This is a genomic window from Serratia sp. CY47280 (genome assembly GCF_052168655.1).
GTDB lineage: Bacteria > Pseudomonadota > Gammaproteobacteria > Enterobacterales > Enterobacteriaceae > Serratia > Serratia bockelmannii.
This window is the reverse complement of sequence record NZ_JBJNMG010000003.1, coordinates 424279-443632: the sequence shown is the minus strand read 5'-3', so window position 1 is coordinate 443632 and position 19354 is coordinate 424279. Positions and strand designations below refer to the sequence as shown.

At 57.7% G+C, this 19354-nt stretch carries 17 protein-coding genes and 2 tRNA genes; 15 read left to right on the top strand and 4 right to left on the bottom strand.

Annotation, left to right across the window (positions count from 1 at the left end; genetic code table 11):
• Positions 1-26: 26 nt before the first annotated feature.
• Genes pmrB through dacB form a run of 3 tightly spaced genes read right to left on the bottom strand, consistent with a single transcriptional unit; the run spans position 27 to position 3189 of the window.
• A complete protein-coding gene (gene pmrB, locus ACJ8J4_RS16370) occupies positions 27-1088 on the bottom strand; it encodes a two-component system sensor histidine kinase PmrB (protein ID WP_049208594.1) in 1062 nt (353 codons plus the stop codon).
• On the bottom strand, positions 1085-1747 hold the full coding sequence (gene pmrA, locus ACJ8J4_RS16365; protein ID WP_025305049.1) for a two-component system response regulator PmrA: 663 nt from the start codon (positions 1745-1747) through the stop codon (positions 1085-1087). Before pmrA ends, pmrB begins: the two co-directional genes overlap by 4 nt.
• An 8-nt stretch (positions 1748-1755) precedes the next feature.
• Positions 1756-3189 carry a serine-type D-Ala-D-Ala carboxypeptidase gene (gene dacB, locus ACJ8J4_RS16360; RefSeq protein WP_025305050.1) on the bottom strand — a complete coding sequence of 478 codons (1434 nt, stop codon included), beginning with the start codon at positions 3187-3189 and terminating at the stop codon, positions 1756-1758.
• A gap of 256 nt (positions 3190-3445) precedes the next feature.
• On the opposite strand from dacB, the gene greA reads away from it, so the two are divergent.
• Complete coding sequence (gene greA, locus ACJ8J4_RS16355; protein ID WP_025305051.1) at positions 3446-3922, top strand: transcription elongation factor GreA; 477 nt, start codon at positions 3446-3448, stop codon at positions 3920-3922.
• A gap of 112 nt (positions 3923-4034) precedes the next feature.
• Here greA and yhbY read toward each other — a convergent pair whose 3' ends face one another.
• Positions 4035-4328 (bottom strand): ribosome assembly RNA-binding protein YhbY, encoded by a 294-nt coding sequence (yhbY, locus tag ACJ8J4_RS16350; RefSeq protein ID WP_004933536.1) that lies wholly within the window; start codon positions 4326-4328, stop codon positions 4035-4037.
• A gap of 143 nt (positions 4329-4471) precedes the next feature.
• Between yhbY and rlmE the strand changes: the two genes are divergently transcribed.
• The 14 genes from rlmE (at position 4472) to pnp (ending at position 19313) form a co-directional block, all read left to right on the top strand.
• Positions 4472-5101 carry a 23S rRNA (uridine(2552)-2'-O)-methyltransferase RlmE gene (gene rlmE, locus ACJ8J4_RS16345; RefSeq protein ID WP_004933533.1) on the top strand — a complete coding sequence of 210 codons (630 nt, stop codon included), beginning with the start codon at positions 4472-4474 and terminating at the stop codon, positions 5099-5101.
• 56 nt (positions 5102-5157) lie between these two features.
• Entirely contained in the window at positions 5158-7089 is a 1932-nt protein-coding gene (gene ftsH, locus ACJ8J4_RS16340) for an ATP-dependent zinc metalloprotease FtsH (RefSeq protein ID WP_004933529.1), read from the top strand.
• A 92-nt stretch (positions 7090-7181) separates the two neighbouring features.
• Positions 7182-8018 (top strand): dihydropteroate synthase, encoded by an 837-nt coding sequence (folP, locus tag ACJ8J4_RS16335; RefSeq protein WP_060433997.1) that lies wholly within the window; start codon positions 7182-7184, stop codon positions 8016-8018.
• Between the two features lie 4 nt (positions 8019-8022).
• Positions 8023-9360 (top strand): phosphoglucosamine mutase, encoded by a 1338-nt coding sequence (gene glmM, locus ACJ8J4_RS16330; protein WP_025305053.1) that lies wholly within the window; start codon positions 8023-8025, stop codon positions 9358-9360.
• 220 nt (positions 9361-9580) lie between these two features.
• Entirely contained in the window at positions 9581-9916 is a 336-nt protein-coding gene (gene secG, locus ACJ8J4_RS16325; protein ID WP_004933519.1) for a preprotein translocase subunit SecG, read from the top strand.
• Positions 9917-9985: 69 nt separating this feature from the next.
• Positions 9986-10072, top strand: a tRNA-Leu gene (locus ACJ8J4_RS16320).
• A 60-nt stretch (positions 10073-10132) separates the two neighbouring features.
• Positions 10133-10209: transfer RNA gene (locus ACJ8J4_RS16315), tRNA-Met, on the top strand.
• A gap of 217 nt (positions 10210-10426) precedes the next feature.
• On the top strand, positions 10427-10879 hold the full coding sequence (gene rimP, locus ACJ8J4_RS16310) for a ribosome maturation factor RimP (protein WP_004933515.1): 453 nt from the start codon (positions 10427-10429) through the stop codon (positions 10877-10879).
• Between the two features lie 21 nt (positions 10880-10900).
• Entirely contained in the window at positions 10901-12409 is a 1509-nt protein-coding gene (nusA, locus tag ACJ8J4_RS16305) for a transcription termination factor NusA (protein WP_019453340.1), read from the top strand.
• 23 nt (positions 12410-12432) lie between these two features.
• Positions 12433-15120 (top strand): translation initiation factor IF-2, encoded by a 2688-nt coding sequence (infB, locus tag ACJ8J4_RS16300; protein WP_004933511.1) that lies wholly within the window; start codon positions 12433-12435, stop codon positions 15118-15120.
• A 70-nt stretch (positions 15121-15190) separates the two neighbouring features.
• On the top strand, positions 15191-15601 hold the full coding sequence (rbfA, locus tag ACJ8J4_RS16295; protein ID WP_004933508.1) for a 30S ribosome-binding factor RbfA: 411 nt from the start codon (positions 15191-15193) through the stop codon (positions 15599-15601).
• Positions 15601-16545: a tRNA pseudouridine(55) synthase TruB gene (gene truB / locus ACJ8J4_RS16290; protein WP_025305054.1), complete on the top strand. Its 945-nt coding sequence runs from the start codon at positions 15601-15603 to the stop codon at positions 16543-16545. The genes rbfA and truB overlap by 1 nt, the downstream gene beginning before the upstream one ends.
• A 124-nt stretch (positions 16546-16669) precedes the next feature.
• Complete coding sequence (gene rpsO / locus ACJ8J4_RS16285; RefSeq protein ID WP_004933502.1) at positions 16670-16939, top strand: 30S ribosomal protein S15; 270 nt, start codon at positions 16670-16672, stop codon at positions 16937-16939.
• Between the two features lie 256 nt (positions 16940-17195).
• On the top strand, positions 17196-19313 hold the full coding sequence (gene pnp / locus ACJ8J4_RS16280) for a polyribonucleotide nucleotidyltransferase (protein ID WP_025305055.1): 2118 nt from the start codon (positions 17196-17198) through the stop codon (positions 19311-19313).
• Positions 19314-19354 lie beyond the last annotated feature (41 nt).

Here is a 19354-nt window from a genome sequence, read left to right as displayed (position 1 = left end):
AAGGGCTCAGCAACGCTGGGCCCTTGTTATTTGAGCGCCTTTTCCGGCAACCAGCACTGGGCGTTCAGGCCGTGCGCATCGCGGCGGTTTTCCAGCGTCAATCGCCCCTGGTGCAGTTGCGCGATGCGGATCACGATATTCAGGCCCAGTCCGCTGCCGCCGTAGCGTTGATCCATGCGGCGAAACGCCTGCGTCAGCTCCCCAACCATCTCTTCCTTGATACCCGGGCCATCGTCGATGACCTGCAGCAGATAGCCGCTGTCTTGCGGCGTTAATCGCACCTGTATCGCGCCGCCTTCCGGGCCGTAACGGTGGGCATTTTCGACCAGGTTGCGCAGCAGCAACCGCAGCAGCACCGGATCGCCGTTCACCGCGGCGACGGCCGGCAATTGCCAATCCAGCGTCTGCCCGCGTTGGGCGGTCATTTCGTCGAGTTCTTCGCGCAGCGGTTGGATCACATCGGCCACCCAATCGAAATGCTGATAATGGCCGCTGGCGAAGTCTTGCCCGGCGCGCGACAGCATCAGCAGCTGCTCGACGGTGTGCATCAGTTGATCGATGCGGGCGATCAGCGCCTGGCTGCCCTTGACGCCCTGCTTTTCCATCAGTTCTAGGTGCAGGCGGATGCCGGCCAGCGGCGTGCGCAGCTCGTGGGCGGCGTCGGCAGTGAACAGGCGTTCCTGTTGAATGGTGTTATCCAGCCGTGAGAACAACTGATTGAGTGCATTGGTGACCGCTACCATTTCCTGGCTGTCGCTGGTGATTGGCAGCGGCGTCAGGTTATCGGCAGAGCGCTTTTCCAGCCGCTGCTGCAATTGGTTTAGCGGGCGGATGATCCAGCTGATGGCCCAAAACGACGCCAGCAGCGTGACGACCATCATGATCAGCGAAGGCGCCAGCAGCGACGCGATGGCCTCGGCGATCTCGGTATCGACGCGCTCGGTACGCACTTTGGCGGACAGGGTTTCATCCACCAGGAAACTGATCTGCTCCTGGCTTTCGTGCCACAGCCAGAAGGCGCTGATGAGTTGCGTGACCAGCAGGATCAGCGCCAGCATCAGCAGCAGGCGGCGGCGCATGCTGATCATGACGAGGGTTCCAGGCGATAGCCGATGCCGCGCACGGTGCGGATGCGATCCTTGCCTAGTTTGCGGCGCAGGTTGTGGATGTGCACTTCCAGCGTGTTGGAACCCAGGTCGTCCTGCCAGGTGTAGAGATCCTGCTGCAGGAGTTCACGATTGACCGTCTGCCCGGCACGCATGATAAGACGCGCCAGAATGGCAAACTCTTTCGGCGTAACCTCCACCGGCTGTTGCTGCAGGTAGACCTGCTGGCTGGAGAGGTTCAACTGCAGGTCATCCACCTGCATCAGATTGTCGCTGTGGCCCTGGTAGCGCCGCAGAAGGGCCCGCACGCGCGCCTGCAGCTCAACCAGCGCGAAGGGTTTGACCAGGTAGTCATCGGCGCCGGCATCCAGCCCGTCGACGCGATCCTCTAGGGCATCGCGGGCGGTCAGGATCAGCACCGGCAGATCGATCTGCTGGCGGCGCCATTGCCGCAGCAGTGTGGCGCCGTCCATGTCCGGCAGACCGAGATCCAGGATCACCATGCTGTATTGGCTTGTGATGAGCAGGCTGTTGGCCTCTGCCGCCGTGGTGGCGCAGTCGCAGACGTAACCTTCGCCGGTCAGCGCCAGTGCCAGCCCCTGTTGCAACAGTTCATCATCCTCAACGACCAGCAGCTTCATGACGATCCTCAGTTGTTTTGGTAAATGTCCCGATACAGGCGGCTTTCGAAGCGCACCAGCGGCGCGCGGCGCTGTTTCTGATCTTCTGGCGGCACGGCGTAGCCGGAGAGATACTGCACGAAGGCCATGCGCTGGCCGCTGGCGGTCGTGATGAAGCCCGCCAGGTTGTAGACGCCCTGCAGTGCACCGGTCTTGGCCGACACCTTGCCGTCGACGCCGGCTTCGTGCAGGCCGCCGCGGTAGCGCAGGGTGCCATCATAGCCGGACAGCGGCAGCATCGAGATGAAGTTCAGCTCGTTGTCGTGCTGAGCGATGTACTGCAGCGCCTGCATCATAGTCGCCGGCGCCAGCAGGTTGTGGCGCGACAGGCCGGAACCGTCGGCGATAATGGTATTGCCCAGATCGATGCCGGCCTTCTGGCGCAGCACCTGCCGCACTGCATCGGAGCCCGCTCGCCAGGTGCCCGGTACGCCGAAGCGCTCGTGGCCGATGGTGCGGAAGACGGTATCGGCGATCATGTTGTCCGATTTCTTCAGCATGATCTTCAACAGATCGTGCAGCGGCGCCGACTGAGTTTGCGCGATCACCGTGCCGGTGATGCCGGGACGCGTCTGGCGTTTCAAGTGCCCGTCGATCTGGATACCGGCCTGGGTCAGTTCGTCTTTCAGGATTGCGCCCGCATAGCTGGCGCCGTCCTGGATGGCGAAGGCCAGCGGCAGCGGTTCGCTGCGTTGCGTCAGGCAGCCGGTCAGGGTAAAGCGGTTCAGTTCGCCCGGCACCACGTCCAGCTCGCAGTACTGCGCGTCTGCTGAGCCGCGCGCCAGGGTGCGCACCTGGCTAAACATATTGACTGGATAATAGGAGGCGACGCGGATAAACGCCATGTCGCCCGGATTCGGCGCGCTGTACAGCGAGACCGAGAAACAGTTGCGATCGACGATGGCGGCGGCCGGCGGCGCGCTGAAGCACTGTGTCAGATCGTTCCACGGCCAGCCGGGCGCCTTGTCATGGCTGGCGAAGACCGAGGTATCGACCAGCACGTCGCCGCTGATTTGGCGCACGCCCTGTTTCTTCAGGACGGCCACCATATTGCGCAGGCTCTGGCGCTTGAAGGTCGGATCGCCGCTGAAGCGGGCGATCAGGTTGCCGCGCAGCACGCCATCGCGGATATCGCCCTGGCTCTCCAGCGTGGTGGTGAAACGGTAATCGGGCCCGAGTTGCAGCAAGGCCGCCAGCGCGGTCAGCACTTTTTGGGTACTGGCCGGCAGCGCCATCTGCTGAGAGTGATAATCGATCGTCGGCGCGCCGGCACCGATTTTCTGAACGACCAGGGCAAGGTTGGCCCCATCAGGCAGATATTGTGTGTACTCTTCAACCGGGGCCGCATTCGCATTCAGAACAAATGCGCAAGCCAATGCACTGACAATTCGTGAAAAACGCATAATCTCGGGATAACAGCTGGATAACGTGCCGTCATACTACGGTGCAATCAGGGAAAAAGTAAACGATGACCCTCAAGGAACTCTAGGCTAAAATGCGTATCAAAATGCAAAACCAATCTTGGCTTGGGCCTCGTTCCGAGTCAGGTTTCTTTTGTTTGTCGCCTGGAGGCGGGTGGCGGTATGCCAACCGTGTTTTCATACGAATACGTCAGGATGACGGTTATTTGAACAGGAAAGATTTAGAGGTATTTATACGATGAACCAAATTCCGATGACCTTGTTTGGCGCTGAAAAACTGCGCGAAGAGCTCGAATATCTGAAAAGCGTGCGCCGCCCGAAAATCATTGCGGATATCGCTGACGCCCGTGAGCACGGCGATTTGAAAGAGAATGCCGAGTACCATGCCGCCCGTGAACAGCAGGGTTTCTGCGAAGGCCGCATTCAGGAAATCGAAGCCAAGCTGTCCAATGCTCAGGTGATCGATATCACCAAGATGCCGAACACCGGCCGGGTGATCTTCGGTGCCACCGTATCGGTGATGAATCTGGACAGTGAAGAAGAAGTGACTTACCGCATCGTTGGCGACGATGAGGCCGATTTCAAGAAAAATCTGATTTCGGTAAACTCGCCGATGGCGCGCGGCCTGATCGGCAAAGAGCAAGACGACGTGGTGGTGATCAAAACCCCCGGCGGCGACGTGGAATACGAGATCCTGAAGGTCGAGTATCTCTGATCGAGGCCGTTGGTCATTAATGCGCCAACGTTTTGTAAAGATAGGAAAAAGGCCGCAAGCGGCCTTTTATCTTCGTCAGGCGCATGGCACCTTTTCGTTAACCTGATGGTTATTAACGCGGTAGACTGATCTTGCGCTCTTTCGACGGGCGGTAAAGAATAAGCGTACTGCCGATAACTTGCACATTGCAGGCGCCCGTTTCACGCACGATAGCGTCGGCGATCAGGGTTTTGGTTTCGCGATCTTCAGCGGCGATTTTTACCTTGATCAGCTCATGATGCTCCAGAGCCTGTTCAATTTCAGCCAGCACCCCTTCGGTAAGACCGTTATTGCCCAGCATTACCACCGGTTTTAACGGATGCGCCAGGCCTTTCAGGTGCTGTTTTTGTTTATTATTCAGATTCATTGTCTTTTTTGCTTAAGTTGGGATTGAAAACGGTACATTCTACCGCCATCTCATGTATATCACCAAATCGGTCTTCACCGGTGTGAGTCTACGTGAGCAGCGACCCTGACATAAGACTCTTTTTATGATAGTTGGAAAACGAGATGGCTAATAAAAAGCGTTCGGCTAGCTCCAGTCGCTGGTTACAAGAACACTTTAGCGATAAATATGTGCAGCAGGCGCAGAAAAAGGGACTGCGTTCCCGTGCCTGGTTTAAACTTGATGAAATACAGCAGAGCGACAAACTGTTCAAACCGGGAATGACCGTGGTTGATCTGGGCGCCGCACCGGGCGGCTGGTCGCAGTATGTGGTCACCCAAATCGGCGGTACCGGGCGCATCATCGCCTGTGATATTTTGCCAATGGATCCTATCGTTGGCGTCGATTTCCTTCAGGGCGATTTTCGTGATGAACTGGTGCTGAAGGCGCTGTTGGAACGAGTAGGCGAGAGTAAGGTTCAGGTGGTCATGTCCGATATGGCCCCGAATATGAGTGGCACCCCGGCGGTCGATATTCCAAGGTCGATGTATCTGGTGGAGTTGGCGCTGGATATGTGTCGTGATGTCCTCGCACCAGGCGGAAGTTTCCTGGTGAAGGTGTTCCAGGGAGATGGCTTTGACGAGTACCTACGGGAAATTCGCTCCCTGTTTACGAAGGTTAAGATTCGTAAGCCAGACGCTTCCCGCGCCCGTTCGCGCGAAGTGTACATTGTAGCGACAGGGCGCAAACTGTAGTACCCTAACGCTGTTTGTTAACACAGTTGTAAGATGAGGTTAATCCCTTGAGTGACATGGCGAAAAACCTAATTCTCTGGTTAGTCATCGCGGTAGTGTTGATGTCTGTATTCCAGAGCTTTGGGCCCAGCGAGTCGAATGGCCGTAGGGTGGATTACTCTACCTTCATGTCCGAACTGACCCAGGACCAGGTTCGCGAAGCGCGAATCAACGGACGTGAAATTAACGTTACCAAGAAAGACAGTAACAAATACACGACCTACATCCCTGTCAACGATCCTAAGTTGCTGGATACGTTGTTAACGAAGAATGTGAAAGTTGTCGGCGAGCCGCCTGAAGAGCCGAGCCTGCTGGCTTCTATCTTTATCTCTTGGTTCCCGATGCTGTTGCTGATCGGGGTCTGGATCTTCTTTATGCGGCAAATGCAGGGCGGCGGCGGCAAGGGCGCGATGTCCTTCGGCAAGAGCAAGGCCCGCATGCTGACGGAAGACCAGATCAAGACCACTTTCGCCGATGTCGCCGGTTGTGACGAAGCGAAAGAAGAGGTGAGCGAACTGGTGGAATACCTGCGCGAACCGAGCCGTTTCCAGAAGCTGGGCGGCAAGATCCCGAAAGGCGTGCTGATGGTTGGCCCGCCGGGGACCGGTAAAACGCTGTTGGCGAAAGCGATCGCCGGCGAAGCGAAGGTACCGTTCTTCACCATTTCCGGTTCCGACTTCGTCGAAATGTTCGTCGGCGTGGGTGCATCCCGCGTGCGCGACATGTTCGAACAAGCGAAGAAAGCTGCGCCGTGCATCATCTTCATCGATGAAATCGACGCCGTCGGTCGCCAGCGTGGCGCCGGCCTGGGTGGCGGTCACGATGAGCGTGAGCAGACCCTGAACCAGATGCTGGTTGAGATGGACGGTTTCGAAGGCAACGAGGGCATCATCGTCATCGCGGCGACCAACCGTCCAGACGTGCTTGACCCTGCGCTGCTGCGCCCGGGCCGTTTCGACCGTCAGGTCGTGGTCGGGCTGCCGGATGTGCGTGGCCGTGAGCAGATCCTGAAGGTGCACATGCGCCGCGTGCCGTTGGCTGCCGACATCGACGCCTCCGTCATTGCGCGCGGTACGCCGGGCTTCTCCGGTGCCGACCTGGCCAACCTGGTCAACGAAGCGGCGCTGTTCGCCGCCCGCGGCAACAAGCGCGTGGTGTCGATGGTGGAGTTTGAAAAAGCCAAAGACAAGATCATGATGGGTGCGGAACGTCGCTCCATGGTGATGACCGAAGCGCAGAAAGAGTCGACCGCGTATCACGAAGCGGGCCACGCCATCATTGGCCGCCTGGTTCCTGAACACGATCCGGTACACAAGGTCACCATCATTCCTCGTGGTCGGGCGCTCGGTGTGACCTTCTTCCTGCCGGAAGGGGATGCGATCAGCGCCAGCCGTCAGAAGCTGGAGAGCCAAATCTCCACCCTGTACGGCGGTCGTCTGGCGGAAGAGATCATCTACGGGCCGGAAAAAGTCTCTACCGGTGCGTCGAACGACATTAAAGTGGCGACCTCCATTGCCCGCAACATGGTGACCCAATGGGGCTTCTCCGAGAAGCTGGGGCCGCTGCTGTATGCGGAAGAAGAGGGTGAAGTGTTCCTGGGCCGTTCCGTGGCCAAGGCGAAGCACATGTCGGATGAAACCGCGCGTATCATCGACCAGGAAGTGAAGTCGCTGATCGAACGTAACTACACGCGTGCTCGTTCGCTGTTGATGGAAAATATGGACATCCTGCATTCGATGAAGGATGCGCTGATGAAGTATGAAACTATCGATGCGCCGCAGATCGACGATCTGATGAACCGCAAAGACGTGCGTCCGCCGGCGGGCTGGGACGATGCGAACAAAGGCAACAGCTCCGACAACGGTGGCACTCCGAAAGCCCCGACGCCGGTAGATGAGCCGCGCACCCCAACGCCGGGCAACACCATGTCCGAACAGCTCGACAAGTAACAGTGGCTGTGTAATAACATCAAACCCCGGTACGCCGGGGTTTTTTTTTGCCCGGCGGGCAGTGAACCAGGCAACAGTAAGGTGGACCAACCATGCAGTTAACCGTGCGCGACATGACGCTCAACCTCTCCTATCCGCAGGTGATGGGTATCCTCAATGTGACGCCGGATTCGTTTTCCGACGGCGGCCGTCACAACACCCTGAACCAGGCGCTGCTCCACGCGCATGCGCTGATTTCGGCCGGTGCCACGATGATCGATATCGGCGGCGAATCGACAAGGCCGGGGGCAGCTGAGGTGAGTGAAGAGGAAGAATTGGAACGGGTCGTGCCGGTGGTGGAAGCGCTGGCGCAGCGCTTCGAAGTCTTCATCTCGGTCGATACCTCGAAAGCGGGCGTGATCCGCGAATCGGCGCATGCAGGCGCACATCTGATTAACGACATTCGTTCGCTGCAGGAGCCGGGTGCCCTGGCGGCGGCGGCGGAAAGCGGTCTGCCGGTCTGTCTGATGCATATGCAAGGGCAGCCGCGCACCATGCAGCAGGCGCCGCATTACGATGACCTGATTGCCGATGTTCAGGCGTTTTTCGAGCATCATATTCAGCGCTGTAACGAGGCGGGGATAACAAATCAGAAATTGCTGCTCGACCCAGGCTTCGGTTTCGGTAAAAATTTGGCGCACAACTATCAGCTTCTGGCACGGTTGTCGGAATTTCATCGTTTCGGTTTGCCGCTATTGGTCGGCATGTCGCGTAAATCGATGATTGGGCAACTGCTGAACGTGCCGCCGGATCAACGGGTTATCGGCAGCGTGGCCTGCGCGGTAATCGCGGCGATGCAGGGTGCGCAGATTGTCAGAGTGCATGACGTTAAAGAAACCGTCGAGGCGATGCGTGTCGTCGAGGCAACACTTTCAGCTAAGGGACAGTAGAGACATGAGCGAGCGCAAATATTTTGGCACCGACGGCATCCGTGGCAAGGTCGGGGACAGCCCCATCACGCCGGACTTCGTGCTGAAGCTGGGCTGGGCGGCCGGTAAAGTGCTGGCGCGTCACGGTTCCCGCAAGATCATCATCGGTAAGGATACGCGCATCTCCGGCTATATGCTGGAGTCCGCTCTGGAAGCCGGTCTGGCGGCCGCTGGATTGTCCGCCTCCTTCACCGGGCCGATGCCCACGCCGGCGGTGGCCTACCTGACGCGTACCTTCCGTGCCGAAGCAGGCATTGTCATTTCCGCTTCGCATAACCCGTTCTATGACAACGGTATCAAGTTCTTCTCAATCGACGGCGCCAAACTGCCGGACAACGTCGAAGAGGCAATTGAAGCCGAGATGGAAAAACCGCTGACCTGCGTGGAGTCCGCCGAGCTGGGTAAAGCCAGCCGTATCATCGACGCCGCCGGCCGTTACATCGAATTCTGCAAAGGTACCTTCCCGAGCGAGCTGAGCCTGAAGGGGCTGAAAATCGTGGTCGACTGCGCCAACGGGGCGACTTACCACATTGCGCCGAGCGTGCTGCGCGAACTGGGCGCCACGGTGATCGCCATCGGTGTTGAGCCGGACGGTATGAATATCAACGAAAAATGCGGTGCTACCGACGTGCGTCAGCTGCAGGAGCGCGTGCTGCAGGAAAAAGCGCACGTTGGCCTGGCGTTTGACGGCGACGGCGACCGCGTGATGATGGTGGATCACCTCGGCAACAAGGTGGATGGCGATCAGATCCTGTACATCATCGCCCGCGAAGGCCTGCGTCAGGGGCAGCTGCGCGGCGGCGCGGTCGGTACCCTGATGAGTAATATGGGGCTGGAGCTGGCGCTGAAACAGCTGGGTATTCCGTTCGCTCGCGCCAAAGTGGGCGACCGTTACGTGCTGGAGAAACTGCAGGAACTGGGCTGGCGCATCGGTGCGGAAAACTCCGGCCATGTGATCCTGCTGGACAAAACCACCACCGGCGACGGCATCGTGGCCGGGCTGCAGGTGCTGACTGCCATGGTGCGCAACCACATGAGCCTGCATGACCTGTGCAGCGGCATGAAGCTGCTGCCGCAGATCCTGGTCAACGTCCGCTTCGCCGGCGAGCATAATCCGCTGGAATCTGAAGCGGTGCGTAAGGTCACCGAGCAGGTGGAAACCGAGTTGGCCGGCCGTGGCCGGGTGCTGCTGCGTAAATCGGGCACCGAGCCGCTGATCCGCGTGATGGTGGAAGGCGAGGACGAGCAGCAGGTGACCGCGCTGGCGCATCGCATCGCCGATGCGGTGAAATCAGCAGGTTAAAACAGACAGTTAGCCATCGGGCTTGGCATCGCTGAGCCCGAATAGATGATTGTTGGCGTTTTTTTCCGCAAACGCGCCGGCGGCAGCAAATTGCCCTTGCGTGGGTTGGCGGCTTTGGTTAGTATTCACACCCGCTTCAGTAGGCAGTTTGTAAAAACGCCTGCTTGATGAGTGTGAAGCATTTGGCATGCGGTGAGGCCGCAAGGATACGGGTACTACTATGTACGAAGCTCTTCTAGTAATTTTCCTGCTGATCTCAATCGGGCTGGTTGCTCTGATTATGCTACAGCAAGGTAAAGGCGCTGATATGGGAGCCTCTTTCGGAGCAGGTGCATCAGGCACATTGTTCGGTTCGAGTGGTTCCGGTAACTTTATGACCCGCATGACTGCTGTGCTGGCGACGCTGTTCTTCGTCATCAGCCTGATTCTGGGCAACCTCAGCAGCAACCAAAGCAAGAAAGGCAGTGAGTGGGAAAACTTGGGTCAGCCAGTGAAAACTGAGCAGACGACCGCGCCGGCAGCACCAGCTAAGCCGAGCAGCGACATCCCGCAGTAAGCCGCAAAAAGTTTGTAAACGGTGGTTGTGAACTCGAAGGAACAACGGCCGTTAGCAGTAAGAATCAGTACCGAGGTGGTGGAATTGGTAGACACGCTACCTTGAGGTGGTAGTGCCCTAACGGGCTTGTGGGTTCGAGTCCCATCCTCGGTACCAAATCCCAGAGATAACTTGCAATTTTGCGATTATCGGCGTAGTATTTGCCACGTTTTCGGACGCGGGGTGGAGCAGCCTGGTAGCTCGTCGGGCTCATAACCCGAAGGTCGTCGGTTCAAATCCGGCCCCCGCAACCACTTTCCTTTAAGTGTTTATTTTCAAATACACTTTTCGATTGAAATCCGCTTTTCTCGATCAACATTTGAAAATGACACTTGCTCGAAAGTTGTACCGAGGCCGCCTAGCGGCAAACAGGGTCCAGTTGCATAAAGCCCCGATTTTTCGGGGTTTTTTGTTATTTGGCAACAGAATCACTGGGCTATTTAGCCCTTTTTTTATGTCTTGGGGGTGGGCTTGTCCACATTAGAGCAACAGTTAACAGAGATGCTTTCGGCACCCGTAGAAGCGTTGGGCTTTGAGCTTGTAGGCATCGAATTCATTCGTGCGCGCCAATCGACGCTCCGCATCTATATTGATAGTGATAACGGCATCAATGTTGATGATTGCGCTGATGTCAGCCACCAGGTCAGCGCTGTATTGGACGTCGAAGATCCAATCACGGTCGCTTACAACTTGGAAGTCTCCTCTCCTGGCCTTGATCGCCCGATGTTCACCGCAGAACACTATACGCGTTACCTCGGTGAAGAAGTCAGCCTGGTCCTGCGCATGGCGGTACAGAACCGTCGCAAGTGGCAGGGTATTATCAAGTCTGTCGAAGGCGAGATGATCACGGTTACTGTGGAAGGGAAAGATGAAGTGTTCGCGCTGAGCAACATCCAGAAAGCGAACCTGGTACCCCACTTTTAAAGTTTGGAAGAGGCAACTAGGATGAACAAAGAGATTCTGGCTGTTGTTGAAGCAGTTTCCAATGAAAAATCCCTTCCGCGCGAGAAGATTTTCGAAGCGCTGGAAACTGCATTAGCCACCGCAACCAAGAAAAAATACGAGCAGGAAATCGACGTGCGCGTCAGCATTGACCGTAGAACCGGCGATTTCGACACCTTCCGCCGTTGGGTCGCCGTAGACGAAGTGACTCAGCCGACGCGTGAAATCACGCTGGAAGCCGCTCAGTTTGAAGATCCGAGCATCGAGCTCGGCGGCTACGTCGAAGATCAGATCGAATCTGTGACCTTTGACCGTATCACCACCCAAACCGCCAAGCAGGTTATCGTGCAGAAAGTACGTGAAGCCGAGCGTGCGATGGTGGTCGACGCTTTCCGTGAACACGAAGGTGAGATCGTCACCGGCGTGGTGAAGAAAGTGAACCGTGACAGCATCGCGCTGGATCTGGGCAACAACGCCGAAGCGGTGATTGGCCGTGAAGACATGCTGCCGCGCGAAAACTTCCGTCCGGGCGATCGCATTCGCGGCGTACTGTACGCCGTGCGTCCTGAAGCTCGCGGCGCGCAGCTGTTCGTCAGCCGTTCCAGCTCGGAAATGCTGAAAGAACTGTTCCGCATCGAAGTGCCGGAAATCGGCGAAGAAGTGATCGAAATTAAAGCGGCAGCCCGCGATCCTGGCTCTCGCGCGAAAATTGCAGTGAAAACCAACGACAAGCGCATCGACCCGGTCGGCGCCTGCGTAGGTATGCGCGGTGCGCGCGTTCAGGCCGTGTCGAGCGAGCTCGGCGGCGAACGCATCGACATCATCCTGTGGGATGATAACCCCGCGCAATTCGTCATCAACGCCATGGCGCCGGCCGACGTCGCGTCGATCGTGGTAGACGAAGATAACTGCACCATGGATATCGCCGTTGAAGCCAGCAACCTGGCACAGGCGATCGGCCGTAACGGCCAAAACGTGCGTTTGGCTTCCCAGCTGCTGAAACAACACCGCGGCGACGATCGTTGGGAACTGAACGTGATGACGGCGGACGACCTGCAGGCCAAGCACCAGGCCGAGGCTCATGCCGCTATTGATACCTTCACCAAGTATCTTGATATCGACGAAGATTTCGCCACCGTACTGGTTGAAGAAGGCTTCTCCACGCTGGAAGAGCTGGCCTACGTGCCGATCAAAGAGCTGTTGGAAATCGACGGTCTGGATGAAGATACGGTTGAAGCATTGCGCGAACGCGCCAAAGCTGCATTGACCACGCTGGCCCTGGCACAAGAAGAAAGCCTGGGCGACAACAAACCGGCCGACGATTTGCTCAACCTGCCGGGTCTTGAGCGCAGCATGGCCTTTAAACTGGCCGCGCGTGGGGTTTGTACGCTGGAAGATCTTGCCGAGCAGGGTGTTGACGATCTGGCTGATATTGAAGGGCTTAGCGATGAGCAAGCCGGTGAGCTGATCATGGCTGCACGCAATATCTGTTGGTTTGGCGACAACGCGTAATAACTGTAGCAGGAAGGAACAGCATGACGACAGATGTAACCGTAAAATCGCTGGCAGCAGAGATTCAGACTCCGGTTGATCGCCTGGTACAGCAGTTTGCTGATGCAGGGATCAACAAGTCCGAGTCGGACTCTGTTACCCAGCAAGAAAAAGAAACATTGCTGGCGCACCTGAACCGTGAACACGGCAGCGCGCCAGGTAAACTCACTTTGCAGCGCAAAACGCGCAGCACCTTGAATATCCCGAGCACCGGCGGTAAAAGTAAATCGGTGCAAATTGAGGTCCGCAAGAAACGCACTTATGTAAATCGCGATACGCAGGAAGCCCAGTTGGCTGAAGCGGCAGAGCAGGCACAGCGTGAAGCGGAAGAGCAGGCACGGCGCGAAGCGGAAGAGCTCGCAAAACGCGAAGCGGAAGCGAAGCGCGCAGCCGAAGAGCAAGCCAAACGTGAGGCCGCGGAGATTGCTAAGCGTAATTCAGCGGAAAAAGAAAAAGTGACCAATCAACATACCGACGAAATGACCAAGCCAGCTCAGGCGGAAAAAGCACGCCGTGAAGCCGAAGCCGCTGAACTGAAACGTAAAGCGGAAGAGGAAGTGCGCCGCAAGGTTGAAGAGGAAGCCAAGCGCGTGGCGGAAGAAGCCCGTCGCATGGCCGAAGAGAACGGCGAGAAGTGGGCCCAGGCCGACGCGGCAAGCGCTGCGGTTGAAAGTGCCGACTATCACGTGACCACCTCTCAGCATGCGCGTGCCGCAGAAGACGAAAACGACGCCAAAGTTGAAGGCGATCGTCGTAGCCGCACCCGCGGCGGCAAAGCGACCAAGCAGAAGAAAGGCAACAAGCTGTCCGAATCCAAAGCGGATCGCGAAGAAGCGCGTGCCGTTACCCGTGGCGGTAAAGGCAAACGCAAGCCTAGCGCTCTGCAGCAGGGCTTCAACAAGCCGGCGCAGGTGGTTAACCGTGACGTGGTGATCGGTGAAACCATCACCGTGGCCGAGCTGGCCAACAAGATGGCGGTAAAAGGTTCTCAGGTCATCAAAGTGATGATGAAGCTGGGCGCGATGGCCACCATCAACCAGGTTATCGACCAGGAAACCGCACAGCTGGTTGCCGAAGAGATGGGCCACAAAGTTATTCTGCGTCGTGAAAACGAGCTGGAAGAAGCGCTGATGAGCGACCGTGATACGGGCGCTGCGGCTGAGCCGCGCGCGCCGGTCGTGACCATCATGGGCCACGTTGACCACGGTAAAACCTCTCTGCTGGACTACATCCGCTCCACCAAAGTGGCGGCGGGCGAAGCCGGCGGCATTACCCAGCACATCGGTGCCTACCACGTAGAAACCGAGAACGGCATGATCACCTTCCTGGATACCCCGGGCCACGCCGCGTTTACCTCGATGCGTGCTCGTGGTGCTCAGGCGACTGACATCGTGGTTCTGGTGGTGGCGGCCGACGACGGCGTGATGCCACAGACCATCGAAGCTATCCAGCACGCGAAAGCGGCGCAGGTGCCGTTGGTGGTTGCGGTGAACAAAATCGACAAGCCGGAAGCCGATCCGGACCGCGTTAAGCAGGAACTGTCTCAGTACGGCGTTATGCCGGAAGAGTGGGGCGGCGAAGCGCAGTTCGTTCACGTGTCCGCGAAAGCCGGTACCGGTATCGACGAGCTGCTGCAGGCTATCCTGCTGCAGGCCGAAGTTCTGGAACTGAAAGCGGTACGCAGCGGCATGGCGAGCGGCGTAGTGATCGAGTCCTTCCTGGATAAAGGCCGTGGCCCAGTGGCTACCGTACTGGTTCAGGAAGGTACGCTGAACAAGGGCGACATCGTCCTGTGCGGCTTCGAATACGGCCGTGTGCGTGCGATGCGTGACGAGCTGGGCCGTGAAGTGACCTCTGCCGGTCCGTCTATCCCTGTGGAAATCCTGGGTCTGTCCAGCGTGCCTGCAGCGGGTGACGAAGCGACCGTGGTGCGCGACGAGAAGAAAGCGCGTGAAGTGGCGCTGTATCGTCAGGGCAAGTTCCGCGAAGTCAAACTGGCGCGTCAGCAGAAGTCCAAGCTGGAAAACATGTTCGCCAACATGACCGACGGCGAAGTGTCCGAGCTGAACATCGTACTGAAGTCCGATGTGCAGGGTTCTTGCGAAGCGATCAGCGACTCGCTGCTGAAACTCTCTACCGACGAAGTGAAGGTGAAGATTGTCGGCTCCGGCGTAGGTGGGATCACCGAAACCGACGCGACGCTGGCTGCGGCTTCCAACGCCATCATCCTGGGCTTCAACGTGCGTGCCGACGCTTCTGCGCGCCGCGTGATCGAAGCGGAAAGCCTGGATCTGCGTTACTACTCCGTGATCTATAACCTGATCGACGAAGTGAAGCAGGCGATGAGCGGTATGCTGGCGCCGGAATACAAGCAGCAGATCATCGGCCTGGCCGAAGTGCGCGACGTGTTCAAATCGCCTAAGTTCGGCGCTATCGCCGGCTGTATGGTTACCGAAGGGACCATCAAGCGTCACAACCCAATCCGCGTACTGCGCGACAACGTGGTTATCTATGAAGGCGAGCTGGAATCCCTGCGCCGCTTCAAAGATGACGTTAACGAAGTCCGTAACGGCATGGAATGTGGTATCGGCGTTAAGAACTATAACGACGTGCGCGTCGGCGACATGATCGAAGTGTTCGAAATCATTGAGATCCAACGCACCATCGCTTAACGATTGCACATCTGCTTATATCTGTTTACGGGGGGCCTTTGTGCCCCCCGATTTGTCTGGAGAATCCAAAATGGCAAAAGAATTCAGCCGCGGTCAACGCGTGGCGCAAGAGATGCAGAAAGAGATTGCGATCATTCTGCAGCGTGAAGTTAAAGATCCGCGCGTCGGCATGGCGACCGTTTCCGGCGTGGAAGTGTCCCGCGACCTGGCGTATGCCAAGGTTTACGTCACCTTCCTGAACGTATTGACCGAGAACCACGATCCGGATCTGGTCACCAACGGCATCAAAGCGTTGCAGGACGCTTCCGGCTATATCCGTACCCTGCTGGGCAAAGCGATGCGCCTGCGCGTGGTGCCGGAGCTGACATTCGCTTACGACAACTCCCTGGTGGAAGGCATGCGCATGTCCAACCTGGTGACCAACGTGGTGAAGAACGACGCCGAGCGGCGTTCCGCCTCAGGCGATGACAAGGAGGATTAATGAGTCGCCCTCGTCGCCGCGGCCGTGACATCCACGGCGTGCTGTTGCTGGACAAGCCGCAGGGGTTGTCGTCCAACGATGCGCTGCAAAAAGTAAAACGTCTGTACAACGCCAACCGAGCGGGCCATACCGGCGCGCTCGATCCGTTGGCGACCGGCATGCTGCCTATTTGCCTGGGCGAAGCGACCAAGTTTTCGCAATACCTGCTCGATTCCGACAAGCGCTATCGGGTGATCGCCAAGCTGGGGCAGCGTACCGATACCTCCGACGCCGACGGCCAGATCGTGCAGGAGCGCCCGGTGAATTTCACCCAGGCGCAGCTCGACGCGGCGCTGGACACCTTCCGCGGCGACATCCAGCAGGTGCCGTCGATGTATTCGGCGTTGAAATACCAGGGCAAGAAACTCTACGAGTATGCGCGCCAGGGGATTGAAGTGCCGCGCGAAGCGCGCAGCATCACGGTGTACGAGCTGCAGTTTATCCGCTGGGAAGGGGATGAGCTGGAGCTGGAGATCCACTGCTCGAAAGGCACCTACATCCGCACCATCACCGACGATCTCGGCGAGCTGCTGGGCTGCGGCGCGCACGTGATCTATCTGCGCCGCCTGCAGGTGGCGACTTATCCGATCGCGCGCATGGTGACGCTGGAACAGCTGAACGCTTTGCTGGCGCAGGCGCAGGAACAAGAAATCGCGCCCGGCGAGCTGCTCGATCCGCTGCTGATGCCGATGGACAGCCCGGTTGAGAACTATCCGGAAGTGAATTTGCTGCCGGTGGTTGCGGGTTACGTCAAGCAGGGGCAACCGGTGCAAGTCGCCGGCGCGCCGGCTTCCGGCCTGGTGCGTATCACCGAGGGTGAAGAGCGAAAATTCATCGGCGTTGGCGACATCGCCGAGGATGGTCGCGTGGCGCCGCGCCGCCTGGTGGTCGAGCATTTCGACTGACGGCGGGGCACTGCGTCGCCTTGCGATCGCACTGCGCTAAGAGTAGAATGGCGCAGCTTATGCATTGGGTTGCTGAATTAGAGATCGGCGCCTGTTTTTATTATCTATAATCTGGAGTATTACAATGTCTCTAAGTGTTGAAGCTAAAGCTCAAATCGTAGCTGATTTCGGTCGTGGTACTAACGACAGCGGTTCTACCGAAGTTCAGGTTGCCCTGCTGACTGCGCAGATCAACCATCTGCAAGGCCACTTCTCCGAGCACAAAAAAGATCACCACAGCCGTCGTGGTCTGCTGCGTATGGTTTCTCAGCGTCGTAAGCTGCTGGACTACCTGAAGCGTAAAGATGTAGCACGTTACACCAGCCTGATCGAGCGTCTGGGTCTGCGTCGCTAATCTAGCAAGTTTCAGTGGAAAGGGGCCTATTTTGGCCCCTTTCTTCTAGGAAGCATAAGCAAATCAGGTTAATGTATTACTGATGTTTCCAAACAGGTTCTTCCGTTACAGAGGTTCGCGCGGCTAATGAGAGGCTTTATCTCCTGCCTGAGATAAGGATTGTCATTAGTCGCGAGGATGTAGTGAGAAGGCAAATCGAGTCACAGGCGTGTCGAGTCGTCAATGCGATTGCGCGCCGCTAATCAAGGATATAATTTTGCTGACACCGATCATTCGCAAATTCCAGTATGGCCAGCATACCGTCACCATCGAAACCGGTATGATGGCTCGTCAGGCCACCGCCGCCGTTATGGTGAGCATGGATGACACCGCCGTATTCGTTACCGTCGTTGGCCAGAAAAAAGCCAAGCCGGGCCAGAGCTTCTTCCCGCTGACCGTTAACTACCAAGAGCGTACTTACGCCGCCGGCCGCATCCCGGGCAGCTTCTTCCGTCGCGAAGGCCGTCCGAGCGAAGGCGAGACCCTGACTTCCCGTCTGATCGACCGTCCGATCCGTCCACTGTTCCCGGACAGCTTCCTGAACGAAGTTCAGGTGATCGCGACCGTGGTTTCCGTTAACCCGCAGGTGAACCCGGACATCGTTGCGATGATCGGCGCCTCTGCCGCCCTGAGCCTGTCCGGTATTCCGTTCAACGGCCCAATCGGCGCAGCTCGCGTAGGTTACATCAACGATCAGTATGTGCTGAACCCGACAACTGACGAGCTGAAAGAAAGCCGTCTGGATTTGGTGGTTGCCGGTACTGCAGGCGCGGTGCTGATGGTTGAATCCGAAGCGGAAGTGCTGAGCGAAGATCAGATGCTGGGCGCCGTGGTGTTCGGCCACGACCAGCAGCAAGTGGTTATCGAAAACATCAACTCCCTGGTTGCCGAAGCCGGCAAGCCGAAGTGGGATTGGCAGGCCCCTGCGGTCAACGAAGCGCTGCACGCGCGCGTGGCTGAACTGGCCGAAGCTCGCTTGGGCGACGCTTACCACATCACCGAAAAACAAGAGCGTTACGCTCAGGTTGACGCGATCAAAGACAGCGTGGTTGAAACCCTGCTGGCGCAGGACGAAACGCTGGACGCCGGCGAAATCCAGGACATCCTGGGCAACGTCGAGAAGAACGTGGTGCGTAGCCGCGTACTGCGTGGCGAGCCGCGTATCGACGGCCGTGAAAAAGACATGATCCGTGGCCTGGACGTGCGCACCGGCGTACTGCCGCGCACCCACGGTTCCGCGCTGTTCACCCGTGGCGAAACTCAGGCGCTGGTTACCGCGACCCTGGGTACCGCGCGCGACGCACAGAACCTGGACGAGCTGATGGGCGAGAAGACCGACAGCTTCCTGTTCCACTACAACTTCCCTCCGTACTCCGTAGGCGAAACCGGCATGGTCGGTTCTCCTAAGCGTCGTGAAATCGGTCACGGTCGCCTGGCGAAACGCGGCGTATTGGCTATGATGCCTAAACCGGAAGATTTCCCGTACACGGTTCGCGTCGTGTCTGAAATCACCGAATCCAACGGTTCTTCTTCCATGGCTTCCGTGTGCGGCGCATCTCTGGCGCTGATGGACGCCGGTGTGCCAATCAAGGCTGCCGTTGCGGGTATCGCGATGGGCCTGGTGAAAGAAGCCGATAACTTTGTGGTTCTGTCCGACATTCTGGGTGACGAAGATCACCTGGGCGACATGGACTTCAAAGTGGCCGGTAGCCGCGACGGTATCACCGCGCTGCAGATGGACATCAAAATCGAAGGCATCACCCGCGAGATCATGCAGGTGGCTCTGAACCAGGCCAAGGGCGCGCGTCTGCACATCCTGGGCGTGATGGAACAGGCTATCAGCTCCCCACGCGGCGATATCTCCGAATTCGCACCGCGTATTCATACTATCCGCATCAACCCGGATAAAATCAAAGACGTGATTGGTAAGGGCGGTTCCGTTATTCGCGCACTGACCGAAGAGACTGGCACTACCATCGAAATTGAAGATGATGGTACAGTTAAAATCGCTGCGACCGACGGTGAGAAGGCGAAATTCGCTATCCGTCGTATCGAAGAGATCACGGCAGAGATCGAAGTGGGTCGTATCTACCAGGGTAAAGTGACCCGTATCGTTGATTTCGGCGCATTCGTCGCTATCGGCGGTGGTAAAGAAGGTCTGGTGCACATTTCTCAGATCGCCGACAAGCGCGTTGAGAAAGTGACCGACTATCTGCAGATGGGTCAGGAAGTGCCGGTTAAGGTACTGGAAGTTGACCGTCAGGGCCGCGTGCGTCTGAGCATCAAAGAAGCGATGGCGCCGGAAGCAGGTTCACCTGCGCCTGAAGCAGAATAACTGTATAGATAGTTTTACAGCTCCCCGCCATGGGGTTGGGA

Excerpts from the sequence above, each read along its gene's own strand:
- folP (WP_060433997.1), top strand. The coding sequence starts at position 7,182 with ATGCAGTTAACCGTGCGCGACATGACGCTCAACCTCTCCTATCCGCAG.
- pmrB (WP_049208594.1), bottom strand. The coding sequence starts at position 1,088 with ATGATCAGCATGCGCCGCCGCCTGCTGCTGATGCTGGCGCTGATCCTG.
- infB (WP_004933511.1), top strand. The coding sequence starts at position 12,433 with ATGACGACAGATGTAACCGTAAAATCGCTGGCAGCAGAGATTCAGACT.
- yhbY (WP_004933536.1), bottom strand. The coding sequence starts at position 4,328 with ATGAATCTGAATAATAAACAAAAACAGCACCTGAAAGGCCTGGCGCAT.
- glmM (WP_025305053.1), top strand. The coding sequence starts at position 8,023 with ATGAGCGAGCGCAAATATTTTGGCACCGACGGCATCCGTGGCAAGGTC.
- secG (WP_004933519.1), top strand. The coding sequence starts at position 9,581 with ATGTACGAAGCTCTTCTAGTAATTTTCCTGCTGATCTCAATCGGGCTG.
- dacB (WP_025305050.1), bottom strand. The coding sequence starts at position 3,189 with ATGCGTTTTTCACGAATTGTCAGTGCATTGGCTTGCGCATTTGTTCTG.
- rbfA (WP_004933508.1), top strand. The coding sequence starts at position 15,191 with ATGGCAAAAGAATTCAGCCGCGGTCAACGCGTGGCGCAAGAGATGCAG.
- greA (WP_025305051.1), top strand. The coding sequence starts at position 3,446 with ATGAACCAAATTCCGATGACCTTGTTTGGCGCTGAAAAACTGCGCGAA.
- rpsO (WP_004933502.1), top strand. The coding sequence starts at position 16,670 with ATGTCTCTAAGTGTTGAAGCTAAAGCTCAAATCGTAGCTGATTTCGGT.
- nusA (WP_019453340.1), top strand. The coding sequence starts at position 10,901 with ATGAACAAAGAGATTCTGGCTGTTGTTGAAGCAGTTTCCAATGAAAAA.
- rlmE (WP_004933533.1), top strand. The coding sequence starts at position 4,472 with ATGGCTAATAAAAAGCGTTCGGCTAGCTCCAGTCGCTGGTTACAAGAA.
- truB (WP_025305054.1), top strand. The coding sequence starts at position 15,601 with ATGAGTCGCCCTCGTCGCCGCGGCCGTGACATCCACGGCGTGCTGTTG.
- pmrA (WP_025305049.1), bottom strand. The coding sequence starts at position 1,747 with ATGAAGCTGCTGGTCGTTGAGGATGATGAACTGTTGCAACAGGGGCTG.
- ftsH (WP_004933529.1), top strand. The coding sequence starts at position 5,158 with ATGGCGAAAAACCTAATTCTCTGGTTAGTCATCGCGGTAGTGTTGATG.